This is a genomic window from Dactylosporangium cerinum (genome assembly GCF_042653625.1).
In the GTDB taxonomy this organism is placed as follows: Bacteria; Actinomycetota; Actinomycetes; order Mycobacteriales; family Micromonosporaceae; genus Dactylosporangium; species Dactylosporangium cerinum.
In genome coordinates, this window is record NZ_JBHSIU010000010.1 from 72,717 (window position 1) to 89,731 (window position 17,015).

A 17,015-nucleotide genomic window follows, 5' to 3' on the forward strand; every position below is an offset into this window, starting at 1 on the left:
CACCATGCGCCTGCTCCGTGACCTCTGGGCCACGTCGCCGCGCCGCACCGGTCTGGTGGTGTTCCTGGTCATTCTCGGCGCCGCCGGTCAGGCTGCCGCGGCCGGCGTGGCCGGATCGGTCCTGATACATCGATCATGGGCGATGTTCACGGTGCTTGCCGTCGCCCTTGTCGCCGCCGTGGCCACCGACCTGATCGTCGGGCTCGTCATGGCCGGGGTCACCGCCGACTGGTCCGCTGACGTGCGCCGGCGGCTGTGCCGGGTCGCGTTCGGCCAGGACCTGCCGACGCTGGAGACCACGCCCGTCGGCGAGCTGCTCGACCGCATCGACGGCGACGTCTATCAGGTCGCCTCCGAACTGCGCGGCAGCGGCGTGCGGATCGCCCAGTCGCTCGCGTTCGGCGTCCTGTCGATCGGCACCACCCTGTATGTCTGGTGGCCGGCCGGCGTCGCCATGGTCGTGCTCGTCACCGGCCTCACCGTCGTGCTGCGCAAGCCGACCGCGAAGATCGGCACCGCCCGGATGGGCGAGGAGGAGGCCTGGTCCGACCTGGCCGCCGTGATGGAGGAGTCCATCCACGGCCAGGACGACGTGCGCACCAGCCTCGCCCGGCCCTACGTGCTGCGTCTGTACGCGCACCGCGCCAGCGTCGTGCTCGCCCGTGGCCGCCAGGTGTGGACCCGCTCCGGCGCCATCACCGCGGTCGCCGCCGGGACCGTCCGCGCCGGCATCGCGGTCATCGTCGTGGCCGGCCTGTGGGCCATGGCGACGGACCGCATCGACGGCGCCCGGCTCACCGCGGTGTGGCTGCTCGCCCTCGGCTTCGGCGCCACCGTCGAGCACACCAGCCGGATGGTCCCGGAGCTGCAGTACGCGCTCGGCGCCTGGGGCCGCGTCCAGCTGCTGCGCGACTCGCCGCAGGAGCCCGTCGGCGGCGGTGCTCCGGCCGCAGGCGACCTCGTCGTGCGGGACCTCACGTTCCGCTACGCTGCCGGCCGGGCCGCGCTGCGCGACGTCAACCTGACCTTCTCGCGCGGCAGGTCCTATGCGCTGGTCGGTCGCACGGGCTCCGGCAAGTCGACCCTGGCGAAGGTGCTCACGCGCGCCGTCGACCTGCCCCGCGGCACCGTCTTCCTCGCCGGCACCGACCTGCTCGACCTCGACGTCGAGGCGCTGCGCCGGTGGATCGCCGTCGTGCCGCAGCGCACCGAGATCCTCGCCGGCACCCTGGCGGAGAACATCGCGCTGTTCGACCCGTTGCTGCTGCCGCGCGCCGCGTCGGCGTTGGAGTCGCTCGGCCTGGCGTCGTGGGTCGCCGAGCTGCCCGACGGCATGGAGACGAAGCTCGGCGAGGGCGGCCACGTGCTGTCCGCCGGGCAGGAGCAGCTGGTCGCGTTCGCCCGGATCATGGTGCGCGACCCGCAGGTCGTCATCCTCGACGAGGCCACCGCGCGGCTCGACCCGGTCACCGAGACCCAGGTGCAGCGGGCCACCGACCGGCTGCTGGTGGGCCGCATCGGCATCATCGTCGCGCACCGGCTGTCGTCCGTGCGCCGCTGCGACGAGGTCGTGGTCCTCGCCGACGGTCTGGTTGTCGAGGCGGGCCCCATGTCGTCCTCGTCCCGGTTCGCCTCGCTGCTGGCCGCTTCCGCCGTTCGGGTGCCGGTCCCGTCTGGTGGTTCGGCGGTCGCCGTTGCCGATCCGGAGCCGTTATCGGGATCGCTCGTTTCGGTTTCTCTGGACAAAACGGACCCGCCCCCGCTGCCGAAGCTGCCTCGCGCCCGGACGTTCTGGAACATCTACAAGCTCGCCACCAACGACGCGCGATACGGGCTGCTCGCCGTCGCCATGTTCGCCATCATGGTGTTCCTCGGCCTGGACGGCTCCGTGCTGCCGTGGCTGTGGGCCGACCTCGTCGACGGCAGCGGCGGCACCCTGTGGCCGGCCGTCGGCATCGTCGCCGGTCTCCTGCTGCCGCTGCCCCTGCCGTACTACACCGGCAAGTGGTTCCCCGAGTGGTGGGTCCGGCAGCTGCTGCGCATCAGCCTGCGCCTGGTGCACGGCCAGACCGGCCCGCGCCGGGTCAGCACCCACACCCCCGCCGAGGTCGTCGCCCAGGGCGGCGACACCGAACGCGTCGTCGTGCTCGCCGACAACCTCATCGACCAGTGGATCTGCGGCTTCGTCCTGGTCTCGATGACGCTCGTCTCCGGCTCCCTGGTCCCGGCCGCCTTCATGGCCGCCACGATCGTGGTCTCCGGCCTCACCGCCACCCTGTTCGGCCCGGTCCTGAAACGCTCCGCGACCAAGACGGTCGCGGCCCGGGCCGCGTTCGCCACCGCCCTGGTCTCGTCGCTGTCCGCGGCCCGCACCGTCAAGCTCGCCGGCGCCACCCGACCCGTCCTGGACCACCTCGCCCGGTTGGACGGCATCCGCAGCGCCCGGCAACGCTGGGAGATCTCCACCCAGGTCTGGGCCCGCTCCACCCCCGCCGTCGCCAGCGGCCTGCTGCCGATCGGCGCCTGGGCCCTCCTGCTCACCGGCAACCTCTCCGCCGGCGCCACCCTCGTCGCCGTGTCGACCCTCGGCTCGGCCCGCTGGTTTGCGTGGACGACCGCGTCGCTGGTCTCGCAGCTGCCCTCGGCCCGCGTCTGGACCCGCCGCACCGTGGCGATGACCGGCGAGGCGGAGTACGCGGCCGCCGTCCCCGGCGTCGACATCTCCGCCGGTGTCGCACCGGCACCGGTCACCCCGCCCCGCCGCCCGCTGCGCCGCCTCGACCTCGACGGCTTCACCGCCGTGCACGAGGACGGCACCGTCGCCGTGCGCGACCTCGACCTCACCGTCGCCCGCGGCGAGCTGGTCCTCGTCGTCGGCCCCGTCGGCTCCGGCAAGTCCTCACTCCTGCGCGCCCTCGCCGGCATCGTCCACCACACCGGCGCCCTGCGCTGGAACGGCGAACCCGTCACCGAACCCGAGATGTTCCTGCGCCCCAACCAGATCGGCTACGTCGCCCAGCTCCCGCGCGTCCTGTCCGGCACGGTCGCCGACAACATCCGCCTCGGCCACGAGGTCGACGCCGACGACGCCGTCTCCACCGCCCAGCTCACCCACGACCTCGCCGCCGCGGGCGCCGGCCTGGGCCTGCTCATCGGCCACAAGGGCACCCGGTTGTCCGGCGGCCAGCTGCAGCGGCTCGCCTTGGCGCGGGCGCTCGCTCCGCGCACCGAGCTGCTCATCGCGGACGATGTGTCCTCGGCCCTGGACGTCACGACGGAGCTGGCCCTGTGGCGCGCCCTGCGAGACCACGGCGTCACGGTCATCGGCTCCACCTCGAAGCGCGCCGCCCTCACCCAGGCCGACCGCGTCGTCGTCCTGCTCGACGGCACCGCCGCCGCCCAGGGCACCTGGCACGAACTCGAGGACCGCTGGGGCCACCTCGCCGGCTGACCCACCTGCGCCGCTGCCACCTCCCCGACACCCGGTCCGTTCACAGATCGAAGTCGTTGGGACGGCCGTTCGGCTCCTTGGATCACGGCGGTGGACGCCCAGCGCGGCGGGTCGGTCTGATCTGTGGCGGCGACGCGTCCGTCGGAGCTCGCACCACTCCGCGCCGGCCCGGGGATCGGAGGCTGCGGGTGGGCTCGGCGGTGTGGTGCTCAGCGGGATTCACGTACGCTGCCCGCATGGACGGGTTTCCGCGGTTCGACGTGCCGGGGCAGGTGGCCCTGGTGACCGGGGCCGCGCGGGGGCTCGGCCGCGCGATCGCACTCACCCTCGCCAACGCTGGTGCCGACGTCGCGCTCGGGCTGCGGGACGTGGACGCCGATGCTGGCCTGGCCGCTGAGGTCACGGCGCTTGGCCGGCGGGTGCTGCCGCTGCAGATGGACGTCACCGACGTGGGGCAGGTCCGCGCCGCCGTCGACGCGGCCGTGGAGCACTTCGGGCGGCTCGACATCCTGGTCAACAATGCCGGCATCGCTCCGGAGAACCTGGCTGAGGACGTGGTCGAGGAGGACTTCGACCAGACGCTCGCGGTCAATCTCAAGGGCACGTTCTTCGCCAGCCAGGCCGCCGGTCGGGTCATGATCCGGCAGGGGTACGGGCGGATCGTCAACATCGGCTCGCAGGCCGGTGCCGTGGCGTTGCCGGGTGAGGCGGTGTACTGCATGACGAAGGCCGCCATCGCGCACCTGACCCGGTGCCTGGCCGTCGAGTGGGGCGGGCACGGGATCACGGTGAACGCGGTCGCCCCGACGTTCGTGCACACGCCAGGGACCGAGGCGTACCTGGCCGACCCCGAGCACCGCCGTGACGTGGTCGAGCGGATCGCCGCGCTGCACCGCATCGGCGAGCCGGTCGAGGTCGCGGGCGCGGTGCTGTTCCTGGTGTCGCCCGCCGCGTCGCTCATCACCGGCGAGACGCTGCTCATCGACGGCGGCTGGACCGCCCGCTGAACGCCGGGCTCAAAGCCGAGCGGCGGGTGACGCGCCAGGCGCGGATGGCCACCCACGGCACCACGAAGAACGGGGTGAACAGGAACAGGTAGAGGGCGGCGCAGCCGTGGCTGACGGCGAGGGTGTAGCCGTCGGCGCGGAGCAGGTTCTGGACGGCGTCGCCCTCCAGGGTCGCGATGGACACCCCGACGATGAGCAGGATCCACCCGGGTGCCAGGGCGGCGGCGAATGCGGCGATCCCTCGGTGCCACCGCGGCAGAAAGGGAATCGCGAGCAGCAGCGTGGCCAGTCCGGCCATGACGACCGGCCACAGCAGCAAGGTGCCGCCGATCCTCAGCGCCGGGACCGTCACCCACTCCACGGTGCCGTCGCGCAGCGCCCAGAACTCGCCGCCGAGGGGCAGGGCGGCGCTCAGCAGCGTGAGCCCTGCGGTCACGGCGACCAGCACCAGCAACTCGCTGGTGCCGGCGACGACGAGCACGACCGTCAGCGTCAGCAGCGCGGCGCCGAGCACGCCGAGGACCCAGCCGACCCGGGCGTCGGCGCCGACGACGGTGTCGGTGTAGATGCCGTCGGTGGGTTTCGCCGCCGGGAGATGCCGCTCGGCCAGGTGCCGGTCGAACCGGTCGATCTTCAGTTTCAGGGCGGCCAGCAGGCCGATCAGCAGGGCCGCGATCAGCAGCGCCGGCGGGCCGGCCACCCAGCGCAGGGTGATCGGCGACGTCAGCAGCGCGCCGGTGAGGATGACCAGCAGCCCGCCGAGGATCAGGTACGCCATCCAGTACACCGGCGTTGCCAGGCCGTGCAGGGTGAGGAGGGTCGCCTTGCCGCTGCCGGAGTGGCCGATGACGTACTCGGTGCGCTCGCCGATGAACAGCAGCACGGACCCGATGAGCGAGAGCATCGTGAGCCCCCACGTCGGCCGGGACGGCACGACAGCACCGGCGCGAATCGTGGAACGGCGGCGGAGGGCGATCAGCAGGCCCAGCGCGGCCAGCACCCCGGCCAGCGTCAGCACTGCCACGACGGTGGTCTCCGCCGACGACGGCGCCAGCTCCTCCACGCGCCGAGAGTAGGGGAATCCGATCGGAAGTGGTGCCCCGCGTGCGCCGCTAGGCGGCGGCCACCTGCAGCGCGACCCGGCTGCCGGCCCGGGTCTTCTTCGCCGCGTACATGGCCGCGTCGGCGTGCGCGATGAGCGTGTCCGCGTCGACGGTGCCCGGGCGGCCCCAGCTGACCCCGATGCTGGCGCGCGGCAGGATCCGCACCGCGTCGAGGTGCAGCGCCGCGCTGTCGGCGGCGACCACGGTGGCCAGGGTCCCACCGATCCGCCGGGCCTGGGGCAGGCCGGCGACGTCGCGGCAGACGACGACGAACTCGTCGCCGCCGAAGCGGCCGACCACGTCACCGTCGCGGACGGCGGCACGCAGCAGGGACCCGACGTGGGTGAGGAGGCGGTCGCCGGTGGCGTGGCCGTAGCGGTCGTTGACCGCCTTGAACTCGTTGAGGTCGACGAAGACGACGGCGACGCCGCGGTGCGTGGCCGGCAGTGCCAGCGCCTTGGAAAGCGCGGTCAGGGTCGCGGCGCGGCTGCGGCAGCCGGTGAGTGCGTCGTACGTGGCCTGCCGGTGCAGTTCCTCCCGCATCCGGACCGCGTCGGTGACGTCGGTGAGGCAGATGATGGCGCCGGTGACCTGGCCGTCCGGGGCGGCGAGGGCGCGGACCTTCGCGTCGACCCGGCGCAGGCCGGTGTCCGGGTGGCGGAAGCCGTACTCCAGGTCGACGTCGCGCCCGTCGCGGAGCACCCCGTCGAGCGCTGCGGTGACGGCGGGCAGGTCACTCGGGAGGACGCCGGCGGCGAGTCGCCCTCCGTCCAGGACGTCGCCTGCGACGGTGCCGATGGTCCGGGCGACGCGGGCGTTCTGATACACGATGCGGCGGTCGGCGTCGATCTGCACGATGCTCATCGGCAGCGCCTCGGTGAGCCGGCGCGCAGCGCCTCCTCGGCGGCCATCTCGTCGGTGATGTCGAGCATCTCGCCGAGGACGTGCGGGTGATCCGGGGCGCCGAGGAAGCTGTGGTTCGTGATCTCGAACCAGATGGCGCGGCCGTCGCGGTGCAGGTGCCGCAGCCGGACCCGGCGGGCCTCCCCGGACGGCACGGTGAGCAGGTCCATCCAGCTGGAGATGGCCCGCTGGTGGTCGTCGGGGTGGACCAGGTCGATGGCGCGGCGGCCGACGAGCTCCTCGGCGGTCCAGCCCGAGCAGCCTCACGATGCCGGGATCGGCATCGGTGATCACCGCCGTCTGATCCTTGCGCACGGTGACGAGCCGTGGTCGCACCGCGTCGACGCCGAGCGCCTCGGGCTGGCCCTCAAGTCCGGTGATGCAGCAGGTGTACAGGCCGAAGCGGTGGGTCGTGTCGATGAGATGCATCCGGGCGGTCGCGCCCGGCGCGGCCCGCGGGTGGAACAGGCAGCTGCCGGCGCCGTCGGTGAGGGCCCGGTGCCAGGCGTCCACGACGGCGGGCTGGTCGTCGCCGACGACGAGCCCGAGCGCCGACGTCGGCCCTTCGAGGGGGCGCAGGCCGCTGCGCCGCAACTCCTCCGGCAGGGGCGCGAACAGGCCCTGGACGGTGACCGCGCTGACGAACGCGTCGGGGTGCTCCGCCAGCAGTGCGGCAAGCCGCGCGTCGCGGTCCATCGTCGATCCGGCCATGCCAGCGTCATCGGCCGGGCCCCGGTGGGCTGAAGACCTTCCGATGTGACGAGACAGCTATTGCGACTGCAGCTCGTACTCGTCGCGGGCGGCCATGATGTGCTCGATGTTGGTCTCCGCCCAAGCCTTCAGCGCGCCGAGGACCGGGGCGAGGGACAGGCCGAGCGGGGTCAGCTCGTAGTCGACGCGGACCGGGACGGCGGCGGTGACGGTGCGCTTGACGAGGCCGTCGCGCTCCAGGGCCCGCAGGGTCTGGGTCAGCATCTTCTGGCTGGCGCCGGCGATGCGCCGCCGCAGCTCGCTGTGCCGGCGCGGGCCGTCGGCGAGGGCGTTGACCAGCAGGCCGGCCCACTTGTCGGCGATCGTCTCGAACACCTCGCGGGTCGGGCAGGCGGCCATGTAGGCGTCGTAGAGAACCTTCGCCTCGTTGCGCTGCTGCTCGGCTGATTTCGGCATGATGTTCCCCCCGGCTCCCTAGGGCACTTTCAGGTGCCTGGTTTCGAAGAGTACCTGCCTCGGTAAGGCTGTTTCCCGTCAGAGAACGTTCGGCAAGGGGGAATGTCATGCGAGTGGTCGAGGTGCAGGGGTACGGCGGGGTCGACCAGCTGCGGGTCGTGGACCGGCCGGAGCCGTCGCCGGAGCACGGCAGGGTGCGGGTGCGGGTCGCCGCCGCCGCGGTCAACCCGGTCGACACGGCGACCCGGGCCGGCTGGACGGCGGCGCTGGCGCCGGGCCTCACCGGCCAGTTCGTGCTCGGGTGGGACTTCGCCGGGGTCACCGACGACGGGCAGGCGGTCGCCGGTTTCGTGCCGTGGTTCGAGCAGGGCGGCAGCGTCGGCACGTACACGTCGGTGCTGTTCGCCGACCCGACCTGGTTCGCACCGCTGCCTGAGCACGTGGACCCAGTCACGGCGGCGACGCTGCCGTTGAACGCGGTCACCGCGGTGCAGGCGCTGCGGCTCGCCGGGCTCACCGCCGGTCAGTCACTGCTCGTCACGGGGGCGAGCGGCGGCGTCGGCGGGTTCGCGGTGCAGCTGGCGGTCGCGGCCGGGCTCGAGGTGACCGCGGTCGCGTCGACCGGGGACGAGGCGCACGTGGCCGGGCTCGGCGCGAAGACGGTGCTGTCGCGCACCGACACGCCGGCGGCCGGGGCGTTCGACGGGGTGCTCAACGCCGCGTCCGTGCCGGAGGCGATCGCCGCGGTACGTGACGGCGGCGTGTTCGTGGCGGTGACGGACTTCTCCGCTCCGGCGGCGGAGCGCGGTGTGCGGGTCGACACCGTCCACGTGACACCGGACCGGCAGCAGCTCGCCGAGGTGCTCGGCGCGGGCCTGATCACCCGCGTCGCGGGGACCCTGCCGCTGGAGGAGGCCGCGGAGGCACACCGGCGGCTGGAGGCCGGCGGCCTACGCGGCAAGCTGGTGCTGACTGTCTGAGATCGCCAGATCCGGCGCGGGCCGGCCGAAGTGGTACCCCTGGACGAAGCGGTAACCCAGCCGGTACAACTCCTCGGCCTGCGCCGCGGTCTCCACACCTTCGGCGATCGCGGTCAGCTCCAGGTGGTTGCTCACGTCGATCAGGGCCCGGGCGATCACTGCCTGCCTGCTGGGGGTACCCACGTGATCGATGAACGACTTGTCGACCTTGAGGATGTCCACCGGCGCCGTCTGCAGCAGGCCGAGCGACGAGTGCCCGGTGCCGAAGTCGTCCAGCGCGATGCGCACCCCGAGGGCCTTGATCGCGCGCAGCGTGCCGAGCGCGGTGTCACTGTCGAAGACCGCGGTCTCGGTGACCTCGATGACCAGGCACTGCGGCGGGAGCCCCGTGTCGGCGAGGACTGCGGCGACGGTGCCGGCGAAGTCCGGCTCCGACAGCTGCCGGGCCGAGGCGTTGACGCTGACCCGCTGCGGCGCCCGCTCGCCCAGGGTGGCCCGCCACGACGCCATCCGGGTGCACGACTCGCGCAGGATCCAGGCGCCGAGCTCGACGATCAGCCCGTTGTGCTCGGCGACCGGGATGAAGTCGGCGGGGCCGACCAGCCCGCGCAGCGGATGCCGCCAGCGCACCAGGGCCTCCACGGCCACCGTCGCGCCGTCGGGCAGGGCGACGATCGGCTGGTACACCATGAAGAACTGCGACTCGTCCAGTCCCGTGCGCAGGTCGGCGCCGAGCTCAGCGTGCTCCGTGGCCCGGGCGTCGAGGCCGGCGTCGTAGTGCAGCTGCCGGCCGCCGGTGACCTTCGCCGCGTACATCGCGACGTCGGCGCGCCGCAGCGGCTCGAACGGGTCGGTGGTGTCCCGGCAGTCCGCGACGCCGATGCTGGCCCGCACCAGCAGCCGGTGCGTCCCTGCGCTGAAGGGCTGCTCCAGCGCCGCCGCGAACACGCTCACGTCGCCGTCCTGCACCAGCAGGGCGAACTCGTCGCCGCCGAGCCGGGCCACGGTGTCGCAGGGCCGGGCCACCGATCGCAGCCGCTCGGCCACGGCGATGAGCAGCCGGTCGCCGACGCCGTGCCCGAGCCGGTCGTTGATGGCCTTGAAGTCGTCGAGGTCGATCAGCGCCATCGTGGCCGGCGAGCCCAGCGCCGCCCGGATGCGCAGCTCCAGCTCGCGCCGGTTGGCCAGGCCGGTCAGGTCGTCGCGCACGGCGAGCTGCCGGACCTGCCGCACGAGACCGGCCATACGCACCCCGACGAGCAGGAACAGCACCACGGCGCAGGCACCGACCGGCAGCCAGTCGATGTCGCGGGGCCGGGTGACGCCCTGCACGAGCAGCACCCCCGGCGCCAGCAGCGCCGAGCTCGCCAGCGTCAGCAGCCGCACCCAGCCGAACCGCAGCCCGTCCTCGCCGGTGTCGGTTTTCTTCCCTTTGTGTTTCGAGGAGGGGTGCAGCGCGGCGGCGGCCCACAACACATAGGACAGCAGCCAACCGGCGTCGAACAGTCCGCCGTCATAGGAGGTGTACGCCGTGAGCACCGAATACGCGACGTCGGCACAGGTGAGCAGGCTGAACGAGGCGGCAAGCAGCCGGATGCCGGTGTCGCGCACGGCGCCCGAGACGAACAGCCGGGCGAGCATGGCCAGCAGCAGCACGTCGAACGCCGGGTACGCGAGCGCGACGACCCGCGCACCGACCCCGACGCTGCCGTCGTGCGCGATCGGCTGCATCACGAACGTCCACAGCACCAGCCCGACGCCGGTCGCCACGATCGAGGCGTCCAGGACCGCGGCGCGGCTGCGCCCGGCCCGCTGCCGCACCAGCCCGAAGACGCCCGCGGCGAGCAGCGGGTATGCGCCGAGGTACATGGCGTCGGCCACCGACGGGAACGGGTCCTCGTGCAGGCCGTGCACGTAGTAGCTGTACACGGCGTCGCCGCCGACCCACAGCAGCACACCGGCCGCGAACAGCCACCAGGTCAGCCTGCGCCGGGCCGCGCTGAGCATCACCAGCGCGGCGGAGGCGCCGAGCCCGTCGTAGACGAGGCTGGCGGCCAGGGAACCGCCGGGCAGCGTGAAGTAGCCGACGGTCGCCAGCAGGCCGGCGACCGTCCACCACATCCACAACCGCTCTGTTCCCCGCACCTGTGCACCATCGGCGGTCGCGGCGCGGGTATGAGGGTGGGTCAGCTCACGTTCTGCGCGGTTTCCGTCAGGGCGCCGTCGATCTGTGCCCGCAGCTGCGCCCGCGGCCGCGCACCGACCACCTGCGACACCAGCTCCCCGTTGCGGAACAGGCTGAGCGTCGGCATCGACATCACCCCGTACGCCCGCACCGTCTCCGGGTTCTCATCCGAATCGATCTTCACAATCCTGGCCCGCCCCTCGTACTCCACGGCGAGTTCCTCCAGCACCGGCGACAGCCGATGGCACGGCGGGCACCACTCGGCCCAGAAGTCCACCAGCACCGGCAGCTCACTGCCCAGCACCTCGTCGGCGAACGTGGCATCGGTGACGTTCTGCATGCTCAGCCCAGCTCCTTCACGATCGTGGCCCGGATCCGCCGCAGCCGCACGATGTAGTCGTCGATCTCGGCGAGCCGGCGGGTGAGCACCTCGACCGACGCCGGACACTCGGCGCCGGAGCTGTGCCCCTCGCGGATGCACTCCACGAACGGCCGGGTGTCCTCGAGGTTGAACCCGATCTCCAGCAACGCGCGGATCTCCCGCACCAGCCGCAGATCCTCCTCGTCGTAGTCCCGGTATCCGTTCGAGCTCCGCCGGGCACTGAGCAGCCCCTGCTGCTCGTAGTAGCGCAGCGCACGGGCACTCGTCCCGGCCTGCTCCGCCAGCTCCCCGATCCGCATATGACCAACGTAAACCTTGACAGTGATGTCAACGCCAGCTCTGATTCCACCGCCGTGACCGAAGTCGCCTGCCCCGCCACTCCGTCGCGCCATCACCGGCTGCCCCAGCCGTCACTGCCGATCCCTCGATCAGGCTCCTCCGGCCGCTCCCTCCTCGCCGGATGCTTCTCCAAGTCGTCCAGACGGCCCTCCCCGTCCTTCTCTCACGAGTGCGGCGCTGGGACGATGTCGATGCGGCCGCGGTGCCAGGCAGCGAGCCGGGTCAGGTAGGCGCGCTCGACCGGCTGCCGGTTCCTCGCGAATCTGCTGTGGCGAGAAGTGCAGCACCAGCGCACCGGCCTCGGCGAGCCGGCGGTGCCGCCGCATGGTGCGTTCCCAGTCCTCCGGCGACAGGTGATAATCCCGCGAGTCGACCTCCACCGCCAGATCAGCCTCGGCGACCCACCCGTCCGGCGTCGGCAGCACCGCGCCGACAGGCCGGGCGAACGGGTCGGGCCGCTTCGTCCGGGAGACAAGCCCCTGCTGCGCCTTGTCGAACTGTTCGAACCCACCATCCCCCCACCACGACGACGCTGCCGCACCCCCGCGCGGATCGAAACCCCGAACCGCCTCCTGTGGACAACCCTCCCGTGATCAAAGGTCCAGATTGGCCGCCCGAATCCAATCACCGCACGAGCGCCGACGGACGCGTTGCCGACGCAGCCCAGCCCGACCCGCCGCGCTGGGCGTCCACCGCCGTGATCCAAGGAACCGAACGGCCGTCCCCACGACTGTCCGCACAGCCGGTGCGCGACTTCGATCACCAGGTGGTGGCGTGCGGGCGACGTGAGCCGGGTCGGGCGAGCCGCTACCGTGGACACGACTCAGACCGCCGCGCCGAAGGGGCTTTCCCATGGCTATGACGTCAGACCTGTCGTGAGACCCGCAACCTTGTGCCGAGGTGCAGCGGGCGCGCGGTTGGCGTGGGAACAGCACACCGCGCTCCCGGCCGCAGGCGGCAGCGAGCGAAACGGGCGGTCACGATGATCATTCCGGTGCGGTTCAACGGGCCTCCCGGGTCCGGCAACGGTGGGTACACGGCCGGCCTCGTCGCAGGCCACCTCGCCGCAACTCAGCTCGCGAAGGCGGTCGAGGTGACGCTGCGCCGGCCGCCGCCGCTGGACACGCCGCTCACCGTCACCGCCGCGGAGGGTGCGGTCCAGGTGCACGACGGTGAGGCGTTGGTCGCGTCCGGCCGGGTCGACGCCGGGGAGCGGCCCGACCCGGTGCCGCCGGTGCCGTTCGCGACCGCGGTCGAGGCGTCGGCGGGGTACCCGGGGTTCACCGCACATCCGTTCCCGACCTGCTTCGTGTGTGGCACCGATCGGACCGACGGGCTGGCGCTGTTTCCCGGGCCGCTGCCGGACGGGCGGACGGCCACGCCGTGGCGGGTGCCGCGGGACGTGTCGCCGGTGCTGGTCTGGGCGGCGCTGGACTGTCCAGGGGGCTGGTCGGTGCTGACGGCGGGTCGCCCGTACGTGCTGGGTCGCATGACCACGCACATCGACGCGGTGCCCGCGGCGGGGACGGAGTGTGTGATCACGGGCCGGCACGTCGCCTCGGAGGGGCGCAAGGCGACGGTGCTGTCCACGCTGTACGGGCCCGACGGCGACGTCCTTGCCCTGGCCAGAGCTACCTGGATCGCCGTCGACCACTGACCCCGGCGCGGGCGGGACGTTCGACGGGGGCGGGGCCCTGACCCCTGGACCCCGACCTGGTGCCTGGTGTCCCGCCGGTTCGGGACCTTCGGCCCTGCGGCCGCACCGCCACCCTGCCGATCCTGATGGCGGCAAGGAAACGGCGGACGTGGAGGCGACCCGATGCAGAGCGTGCTGGCACACGAGAAGTGGTTCCTGCAGGACCCTTCGGCGTACCCGCCGGACTGGTCGTTCGCGGCCCGCCCGGTGACCCTCGCCGTGCTCGCGCTCGTCGTCGCGGTGACGGTCGGGTGGCGGGCCGTCGCCCGGCGCGTCGGCACCCCGGAGCTCACGATCCTGCGCCCGATCGGCCGGATCACGCCGTTCCTGCCGCGGCTGCTCGCGATCCACCTCGGCGTCAGCCTGCTCGCGCTGGCCGCCCGCGGCTACTTCCTCGCCGCCGACCTGGAGCTGCGGGAGCTGCCCGCGTCCGCGCTGCTCGGCGTCGTCGAGGGTGCGCTCGGCGTCTGGTTCATCACCGGCTTCCGGCTGCGGGCGGCCGCCGTGCTGCTCGTCGTCGTCGGGCCGGTCGCGCTCGCCGCCACCGGACCCGTCAGCCTGCTGGAGGCCGCGGACCTGCTCGGCATCGCCGGGTTCCTCGCGTTCCTGCCGCCGTCCGGCGACCGGCACGGCGCGGTCACCGCCGACCCGCGGGTCCTGCGCCGGGCGCTGCTCGCGCTGCGGGTCGGTGTCGCCACGGCGCTGGTCACGCTCGCGTTCTCCGAGAAGCTGGCCAACCCGGCGATGGCCCGCGCCACCCTGCAGCACTACCCGCAGCTGGACGTCTTCGCGTACCTGGGTCTGCACCTGCCCGCCGACACCTTCATCCTGATTGCCGGGGCCACCGAACTGCTCTTCGGCCTGCTGGTGCTGTCCGGCGCGATGCCGCAGCTGGCGATGCTGGTCGCCGCGGTCCCGTTCAACGCGACCCTTTTGATCTTCGGTGCCCCCGAGCTGCTCGGCCACCTGCCCGTGTACGGGGTGTTCCTCACCCTGCTCGCGTACGGCTCCGATCCGCGCACCGCCGAGGACGTCCGCTGGCTGCCACGCCTGCGCCGCCCCCGCGCCCAGGTCCCCGCCACCGCCTGACCGCGTGACCGGGTGACCGGCGCACGCCAATTCGTCGGCCCGGACAGACCGTGGACAGCCGGAACCCCGGCCGTCCACGGTCCCGGTCGTTGCGGGTCCCGGTCGGTTGGGGTCGAAGGTCCCGCTGGAGCGGGCCGGTCCGCTCTGCCCGCCACCCGCGCCGCGGCGCCAGGGTTGGGGGATCACCGTCCGATCGTCGAAGGAGCCCGCCATGGCCGCCATCCAGTACACCGACCGCGGCACCGCCGTGCGGGTCAGCCCGGCCGGCCGGGCGCTGACCGAGGCCGTCCTCGCCGCGCTAGGCGCGCCGTCGATCCTCAACACCCAGCCGTGGCACTGGCGCATCGACGGTGACACCGCGCAGCTGCGCGCCGACCGGACCCGCCAGCTGGCCACGATCGACCCCGACGGCCGGCTGCTGACGGTCAGCTGCGGCGCCGCCCTGCACCACGCCCGGGTCGCGCTCGCCGCCGACGGGGTGGCGGCCGAGGTGACGTACCTGCCGGACGGCGACGACCCCGACCTGCTCGCGACCGTGCGGCACGCCGGCACCGTGGAGCGCTCGGCCGAGTCGCAGCGGTTGCGCCGGGCGATGAGCATCCGGCGCACCGACCGGCGGCCGTTCGCCGACCAGGACGTGCCCGAGGCCGCGCTGGACCAACTGCGGGCCGCCGCCACCGCCGCCGGCGCCGACCTGCACGTGGTGCGCCCGCAGGACCGCGTCGCCGTCGTCGTGGCCGCCGGTCACGCGGCGGACGTCGAGCAGGAGGACCCGGCGTATCGGGCGGAGCTCGCGGCCTGGGTTCGCGACGGCGCGGAGGACGGGGTGCCGCCGGCGACCGCCGCGGCGGGCGGGCCACGCCCGGTGCCGATCCGCGACTTCACCGGCACCGCCGCCGGCCAGGTCAGCGTGTACGCGGGTGGCGACGTCGCCGACCGCCACGCCCGTTACGCGGTGCTGGTCACCGAAGGCGACCTGGCACGGGACTGGCTCGCCGCGGGGGAGGCGCTGTCCGCGGTGCTGCTGGCCGCCGTCGGTGCCGGGCTCGGCGCCTCGCCGATGAGCGATCTGGTCGAGGTCGCGCCGGCCCGGGCGATGCTGCGCCGGATGCTCGGCGAGGTCGGCCACCCGGCCATGGTCGTGCGGATCGGCGTGCCCACCCGCCAAAGCGCCGCCGGATCGGCGGAGGCCGCCGGGTCGACAGAGGCCGGTGCAACAGCGGCTGCCGAGGCAGGTGGGGTGCCGGTGACGCCGCGGCGACCGTCAGTGTCCGTCGTCGACCTGGTGACGGAGCCGATGGAAGAAGGAGGCGAAGAGCTGCCCAAGTGACCATCGCCACACTCCGGCCCAGCACAGCAGCTGAACGCGAGGCGAACAGTGGAAACTCGGCGGCGCTATCGTCGGAGGCGGCCGACCCGAGAAGCGAGACTGCAACGTTGCACGCCCCGGTTCCGTCTTCAGCATGAGTTCGACGGTCGGAAGGGCGTGTGGTGGCGAAGAAGAAGCGCAAGGACCCGCTGTGGGCGAAGCTGCTGCTCTGGCTCGGCGCGCTGCTGCTCGTCGCCAGCGGCGGTGGGATCATCGGCGGCAAGATGCTGCTGGACCACTACAGCGACGAGATCACCCACTCCGGCGGCCTCGGGCAGGCCGCCGCCGAGGGCAAAAACATCGATGGGCCGATCAACCTGCTGCTGGTCGGCGTCGATGAGCGCGTCAACAACACCGAGATGGGCGTCCGCGCCGACTCGATCATCATCGCGCACGTGCCGGCCAGCCACGACGGCGTCTATCTCACGTCGATCCCGCGGGACACCAAGGTCAGGATCCCGCCGCACCCGGCCACCAAGTTCCCCGGCGGCACCGACAAGATCAACGCCGCGTTCCAGGGTGGATTCCAGAACGGCGGCGGTCGCGAAGGCGGGCTGGAGCTACTCGCGGAGACCGTCGGTAACCTGGCCGGCGGCCTGAAGTTCAACGGCGCCGCGATCGTCAACTTCGACGGCTTCAAGGGTCTCGTCGACGCGCTGGGTGGCGTGCACATGTGCGTCGACGAGCGGGTCACCTCCATCCACACCGGCTGGAACACCAAGACCGGCCAGGAGGGTGTGCCGTTCAACTTCGTCAACGATCTCCCCACCACCCTCAAGCCCAACATGCGCCCCCAGATCTACGAGGTCGGCTGCTACGACATGGAGCCGTGGGAGGCCCTGGACTACGTGCGGCAGCGCGACAAGCTCGCCAACAACGACGGCGACTACGGCCGGCAGCGCCACCAGCAGCAGTTCATCAAGGCGATGCTGAAGAAGGCGACCACTGCGGGGGTCATCCTCAACCCGATCAAGATCGCCGACATGCTCAACGCGCTGGGCGACGCGGTCTCCTTCTATAACAACAAGATCAAGATCACCGACTGGATCTTCACCCTCAAAGGCATCAAACCGGACCAGATGATCACGTTGAAGGTCAACAACGGCGATTATCACTCCGAGACGATCAACGGGAAGTCCTACGAGACGCTCGACGACACCGCCAAGGAACTCCTGACCGCGATCGTCCGCGACCAGGTCGGGCCGTTCGTCGCGGCCCACCCCGAGATGGTGAACAACGACGCCGCCACGGCCGCCACGGCCCCGGGCGCGACGCCGACGAAGTCACCGTCTGTGAAGGCCTCCACCCGGTAAACCACCGAAACCCGGGAAACACCCGACAATG

The 17,015-nt window shown here is 72.6% G+C and carries 15 protein-coding genes; 8 read left to right on the forward strand and 7 right to left on the reverse strand.

The genetic code is table 11. From position 1 onward, the window contains the following. Nucleotides 1-4: 4 nt before the first annotated feature. Both ACFPIJ_RS06655 and ACFPIJ_RS06660 read left to right on the forward strand, forming a co-directional pair. A complete protein-coding gene (locus ACFPIJ_RS06655) occupies nucleotides 5-3,451 on the forward strand; it encodes an ATP-binding cassette domain-containing protein (protein ID WP_380113729.1) in 3,447 nt (1,148 codons plus the stop codon). Between the two features lie 236 nt (nucleotides 3,452-3,687). After that, a complete protein-coding gene (locus tag ACFPIJ_RS06660; protein WP_380113730.1) occupies nucleotides 3,688-4,458 on the forward strand; it encodes an SDR family NAD(P)-dependent oxidoreductase in 771 nt (256 codons plus the stop codon). Here ACFPIJ_RS06660 and ACFPIJ_RS06665 read toward each other — a convergent pair. From ACFPIJ_RS06665 to ACFPIJ_RS06675, 3 genes are read right to left on the reverse strand one after another with little or no spacing between them, the layout of a single operon-like run. Further along, nucleotides 4,430-5,521 (reverse strand): hypothetical protein, encoded by a 1,092-nt coding sequence (locus ACFPIJ_RS06665; RefSeq protein ID WP_380113731.1) that lies wholly within the window; start codon nucleotides 5,519-5,521, stop codon nucleotides 4,430-4,432. The genes ACFPIJ_RS06660 and ACFPIJ_RS06665 overlap by 29 nt on opposite strands. 49 nt (nucleotides 5,522-5,570) lie before the next feature. Then, a complete protein-coding gene (locus ACFPIJ_RS06670) occupies nucleotides 5,571-6,425 on the reverse strand; it encodes a diguanylate cyclase domain-containing protein (RefSeq protein ID WP_380113733.1) in 855 nt (284 codons plus the stop codon). Then, nucleotides 6,422-6,682 (reverse strand): PAS domain S-box protein, encoded by a 261-nt coding sequence (locus ACFPIJ_RS06675; RefSeq protein ID WP_380114177.1) that lies wholly within the window; start codon nucleotides 6,680-6,682, stop codon nucleotides 6,422-6,424. The genes ACFPIJ_RS06670 and ACFPIJ_RS06675 overlap by 4 nt, the downstream gene beginning before the upstream one ends. Here ACFPIJ_RS06675 and ACFPIJ_RS06680 point away from each other — a divergent pair. Further along, entirely contained in the window at nucleotides 6,681-7,208 is a 528-nt protein-coding gene (locus ACFPIJ_RS06680) for a hypothetical protein (protein WP_380113734.1), read from the forward strand. The genes ACFPIJ_RS06675 and ACFPIJ_RS06680 overlap by 2 nt on opposite strands. A 24-nt stretch (nucleotides 7,209-7,232) precedes the next feature. Here the strand turns inward: ACFPIJ_RS06680 and ACFPIJ_RS06685 are convergent, their stop codons facing one another. Then, nucleotides 7,233-7,631 (reverse strand): winged helix-turn-helix transcriptional regulator, encoded by a 399-nt coding sequence (locus ACFPIJ_RS06685; RefSeq protein ID WP_203844093.1) that lies wholly within the window; start codon nucleotides 7,629-7,631, stop codon nucleotides 7,233-7,235. Between the two features lie 107 nt (nucleotides 7,632-7,738). Here ACFPIJ_RS06685 and ACFPIJ_RS06690 point away from each other — a divergent pair, with 107 nt between their 5' ends. Then, nucleotides 7,739-8,611, forward strand: a complete 873-nt coding sequence (locus ACFPIJ_RS06690) for an NADP-dependent oxidoreductase (protein WP_380113735.1) — start codon at nucleotides 7,739-7,741, stop codon at nucleotides 8,609-8,611. Here ACFPIJ_RS06690 and ACFPIJ_RS06695 read toward each other — a convergent pair. From ACFPIJ_RS06695 to ACFPIJ_RS06705, 3 genes are read right to left on the reverse strand one after another with little or no spacing between them, the layout of a single operon-like run. Then, nucleotides 8,582-10,756 (reverse strand): putative bifunctional diguanylate cyclase/phosphodiesterase, encoded by a 2,175-nt coding sequence (locus ACFPIJ_RS06695; protein ID WP_380113736.1) that lies wholly within the window; start codon nucleotides 10,754-10,756, stop codon nucleotides 8,582-8,584. The genes ACFPIJ_RS06690 and ACFPIJ_RS06695 overlap by 30 nt on opposite strands. A 41-nt stretch (nucleotides 10,757-10,797) precedes the next feature. Then, nucleotides 10,798-11,136 carry a thioredoxin gene (gene trxA / locus ACFPIJ_RS06700; protein WP_380113737.1) on the reverse strand — a complete coding sequence of 113 codons (339 nt, stop codon included), beginning with the start codon at nucleotides 11,134-11,136 and terminating at the stop codon, nucleotides 10,798-10,800. Between the two features lie 2 nt (nucleotides 11,137-11,138). Beyond that, nucleotides 11,139-11,477, reverse strand: coding sequence for a MerR family transcriptional regulator (locus ACFPIJ_RS06705; RefSeq protein ID WP_203844090.1), 339 nt, complete (start codon nucleotides 11,475-11,477; stop codon nucleotides 11,139-11,141). Between the two features lie 1,022 nt (nucleotides 11,478-12,499). Here ACFPIJ_RS06705 and ACFPIJ_RS06710 point away from each other — a divergent pair. From ACFPIJ_RS06710 to ACFPIJ_RS06725, 4 genes are all read left to right on the forward strand, one after another. Next, the gene (locus ACFPIJ_RS06710; protein ID WP_380113738.1) at nucleotides 12,500-13,174 is read left to right on the forward strand and encodes a hypothetical protein; all 675 of its coding nucleotides are present in this window, start codon (nucleotides 12,500-12,502) and stop codon (nucleotides 13,172-13,174) included. 162 nt (nucleotides 13,175-13,336) lie between these two features. Then, the gene (locus ACFPIJ_RS06715) at nucleotides 13,337-14,302 is read left to right on the forward strand and encodes a hypothetical protein (RefSeq protein ID WP_380113739.1); all 966 of its coding nucleotides are present in this window, start codon (nucleotides 13,337-13,339) and stop codon (nucleotides 14,300-14,302) included. Nucleotides 14,303-14,513: 211 nt separating this feature from the next. Beyond that, nucleotides 14,514-15,632, forward strand: a complete 1,119-nt coding sequence (locus ACFPIJ_RS06720) for an Acg family FMN-binding oxidoreductase (protein WP_380113740.1) — start codon at nucleotides 14,514-14,516, stop codon at nucleotides 15,630-15,632. 161 nt (nucleotides 15,633-15,793) lie between these two features. Then, nucleotides 15,794-16,984 (forward strand): LCP family protein, encoded by a 1,191-nt coding sequence (locus tag ACFPIJ_RS06725; RefSeq protein WP_380113742.1) that lies wholly within the window; start codon nucleotides 15,794-15,796, stop codon nucleotides 16,982-16,984. The last annotated feature ends 31 nt before the right edge of the window (nucleotides 16,985-17,015 follow it).

What these genes read in the sequence shown, in the direction of transcription:
- ACFPIJ_RS06685 (WP_203844093.1), bottom strand. Translation starts at nt 7,631, where the DNA reads ATGCCGAAATCAGCCGAGCAGCAGCGCAACGAGGCGAAGGTTCTCTAC.
- ACFPIJ_RS06705 (WP_203844090.1), bottom strand. Translation starts at nt 11,477, where the DNA reads ATGCGGATCGGGGAGCTGGCGGAGCAGGCCGGGACGAGTGCCCGTGCG.
- ACFPIJ_RS06655 (WP_380113729.1), top strand. Translation starts at nt 5, where the DNA reads ATGCGCCTGCTCCGTGACCTCTGGGCCACGTCGCCGCGCCGCACCGGT.
- ACFPIJ_RS06715 (WP_380113739.1), top strand. Translation starts at nt 13,337, where the DNA reads ATGCAGAGCGTGCTGGCACACGAGAAGTGGTTCCTGCAGGACCCTTCG.
- ACFPIJ_RS06690 (WP_380113735.1), top strand. Translation starts at nt 7,739, where the DNA reads ATGCGAGTGGTCGAGGTGCAGGGGTACGGCGGGGTCGACCAGCTGCGG.
- ACFPIJ_RS06680 (WP_380113734.1), top strand. Translation starts at nt 6,681, where the DNA reads ATGGCGCGGCGGCCGACGAGCTCCTCGGCGGTCCAGCCCGAGCAGCCT.
- ACFPIJ_RS06660 (WP_380113730.1), top strand. Translation starts at nt 3,688, where the DNA reads ATGGACGGGTTTCCGCGGTTCGACGTGCCGGGGCAGGTGGCCCTGGTG.
- ACFPIJ_RS06710 (WP_380113738.1), top strand. Translation starts at nt 12,500, where the DNA reads ATGATCATTCCGGTGCGGTTCAACGGGCCTCCCGGGTCCGGCAACGGT.
- trxA (WP_380113737.1), bottom strand. Translation starts at nt 11,136, where the DNA reads ATGCAGAACGTCACCGATGCCACGTTCGCCGACGAGGTGCTGGGCAGT.
- ACFPIJ_RS06670 (WP_380113733.1), bottom strand. Translation starts at nt 6,425, where the DNA reads ATGAGCATCGTGCAGATCGACGCCGACCGCCGCATCGTGTATCAGAAC.
- ACFPIJ_RS06720 (WP_380113740.1), top strand. Translation starts at nt 14,514, where the DNA reads ATGGCCGCCATCCAGTACACCGACCGCGGCACCGCCGTGCGGGTCAGC.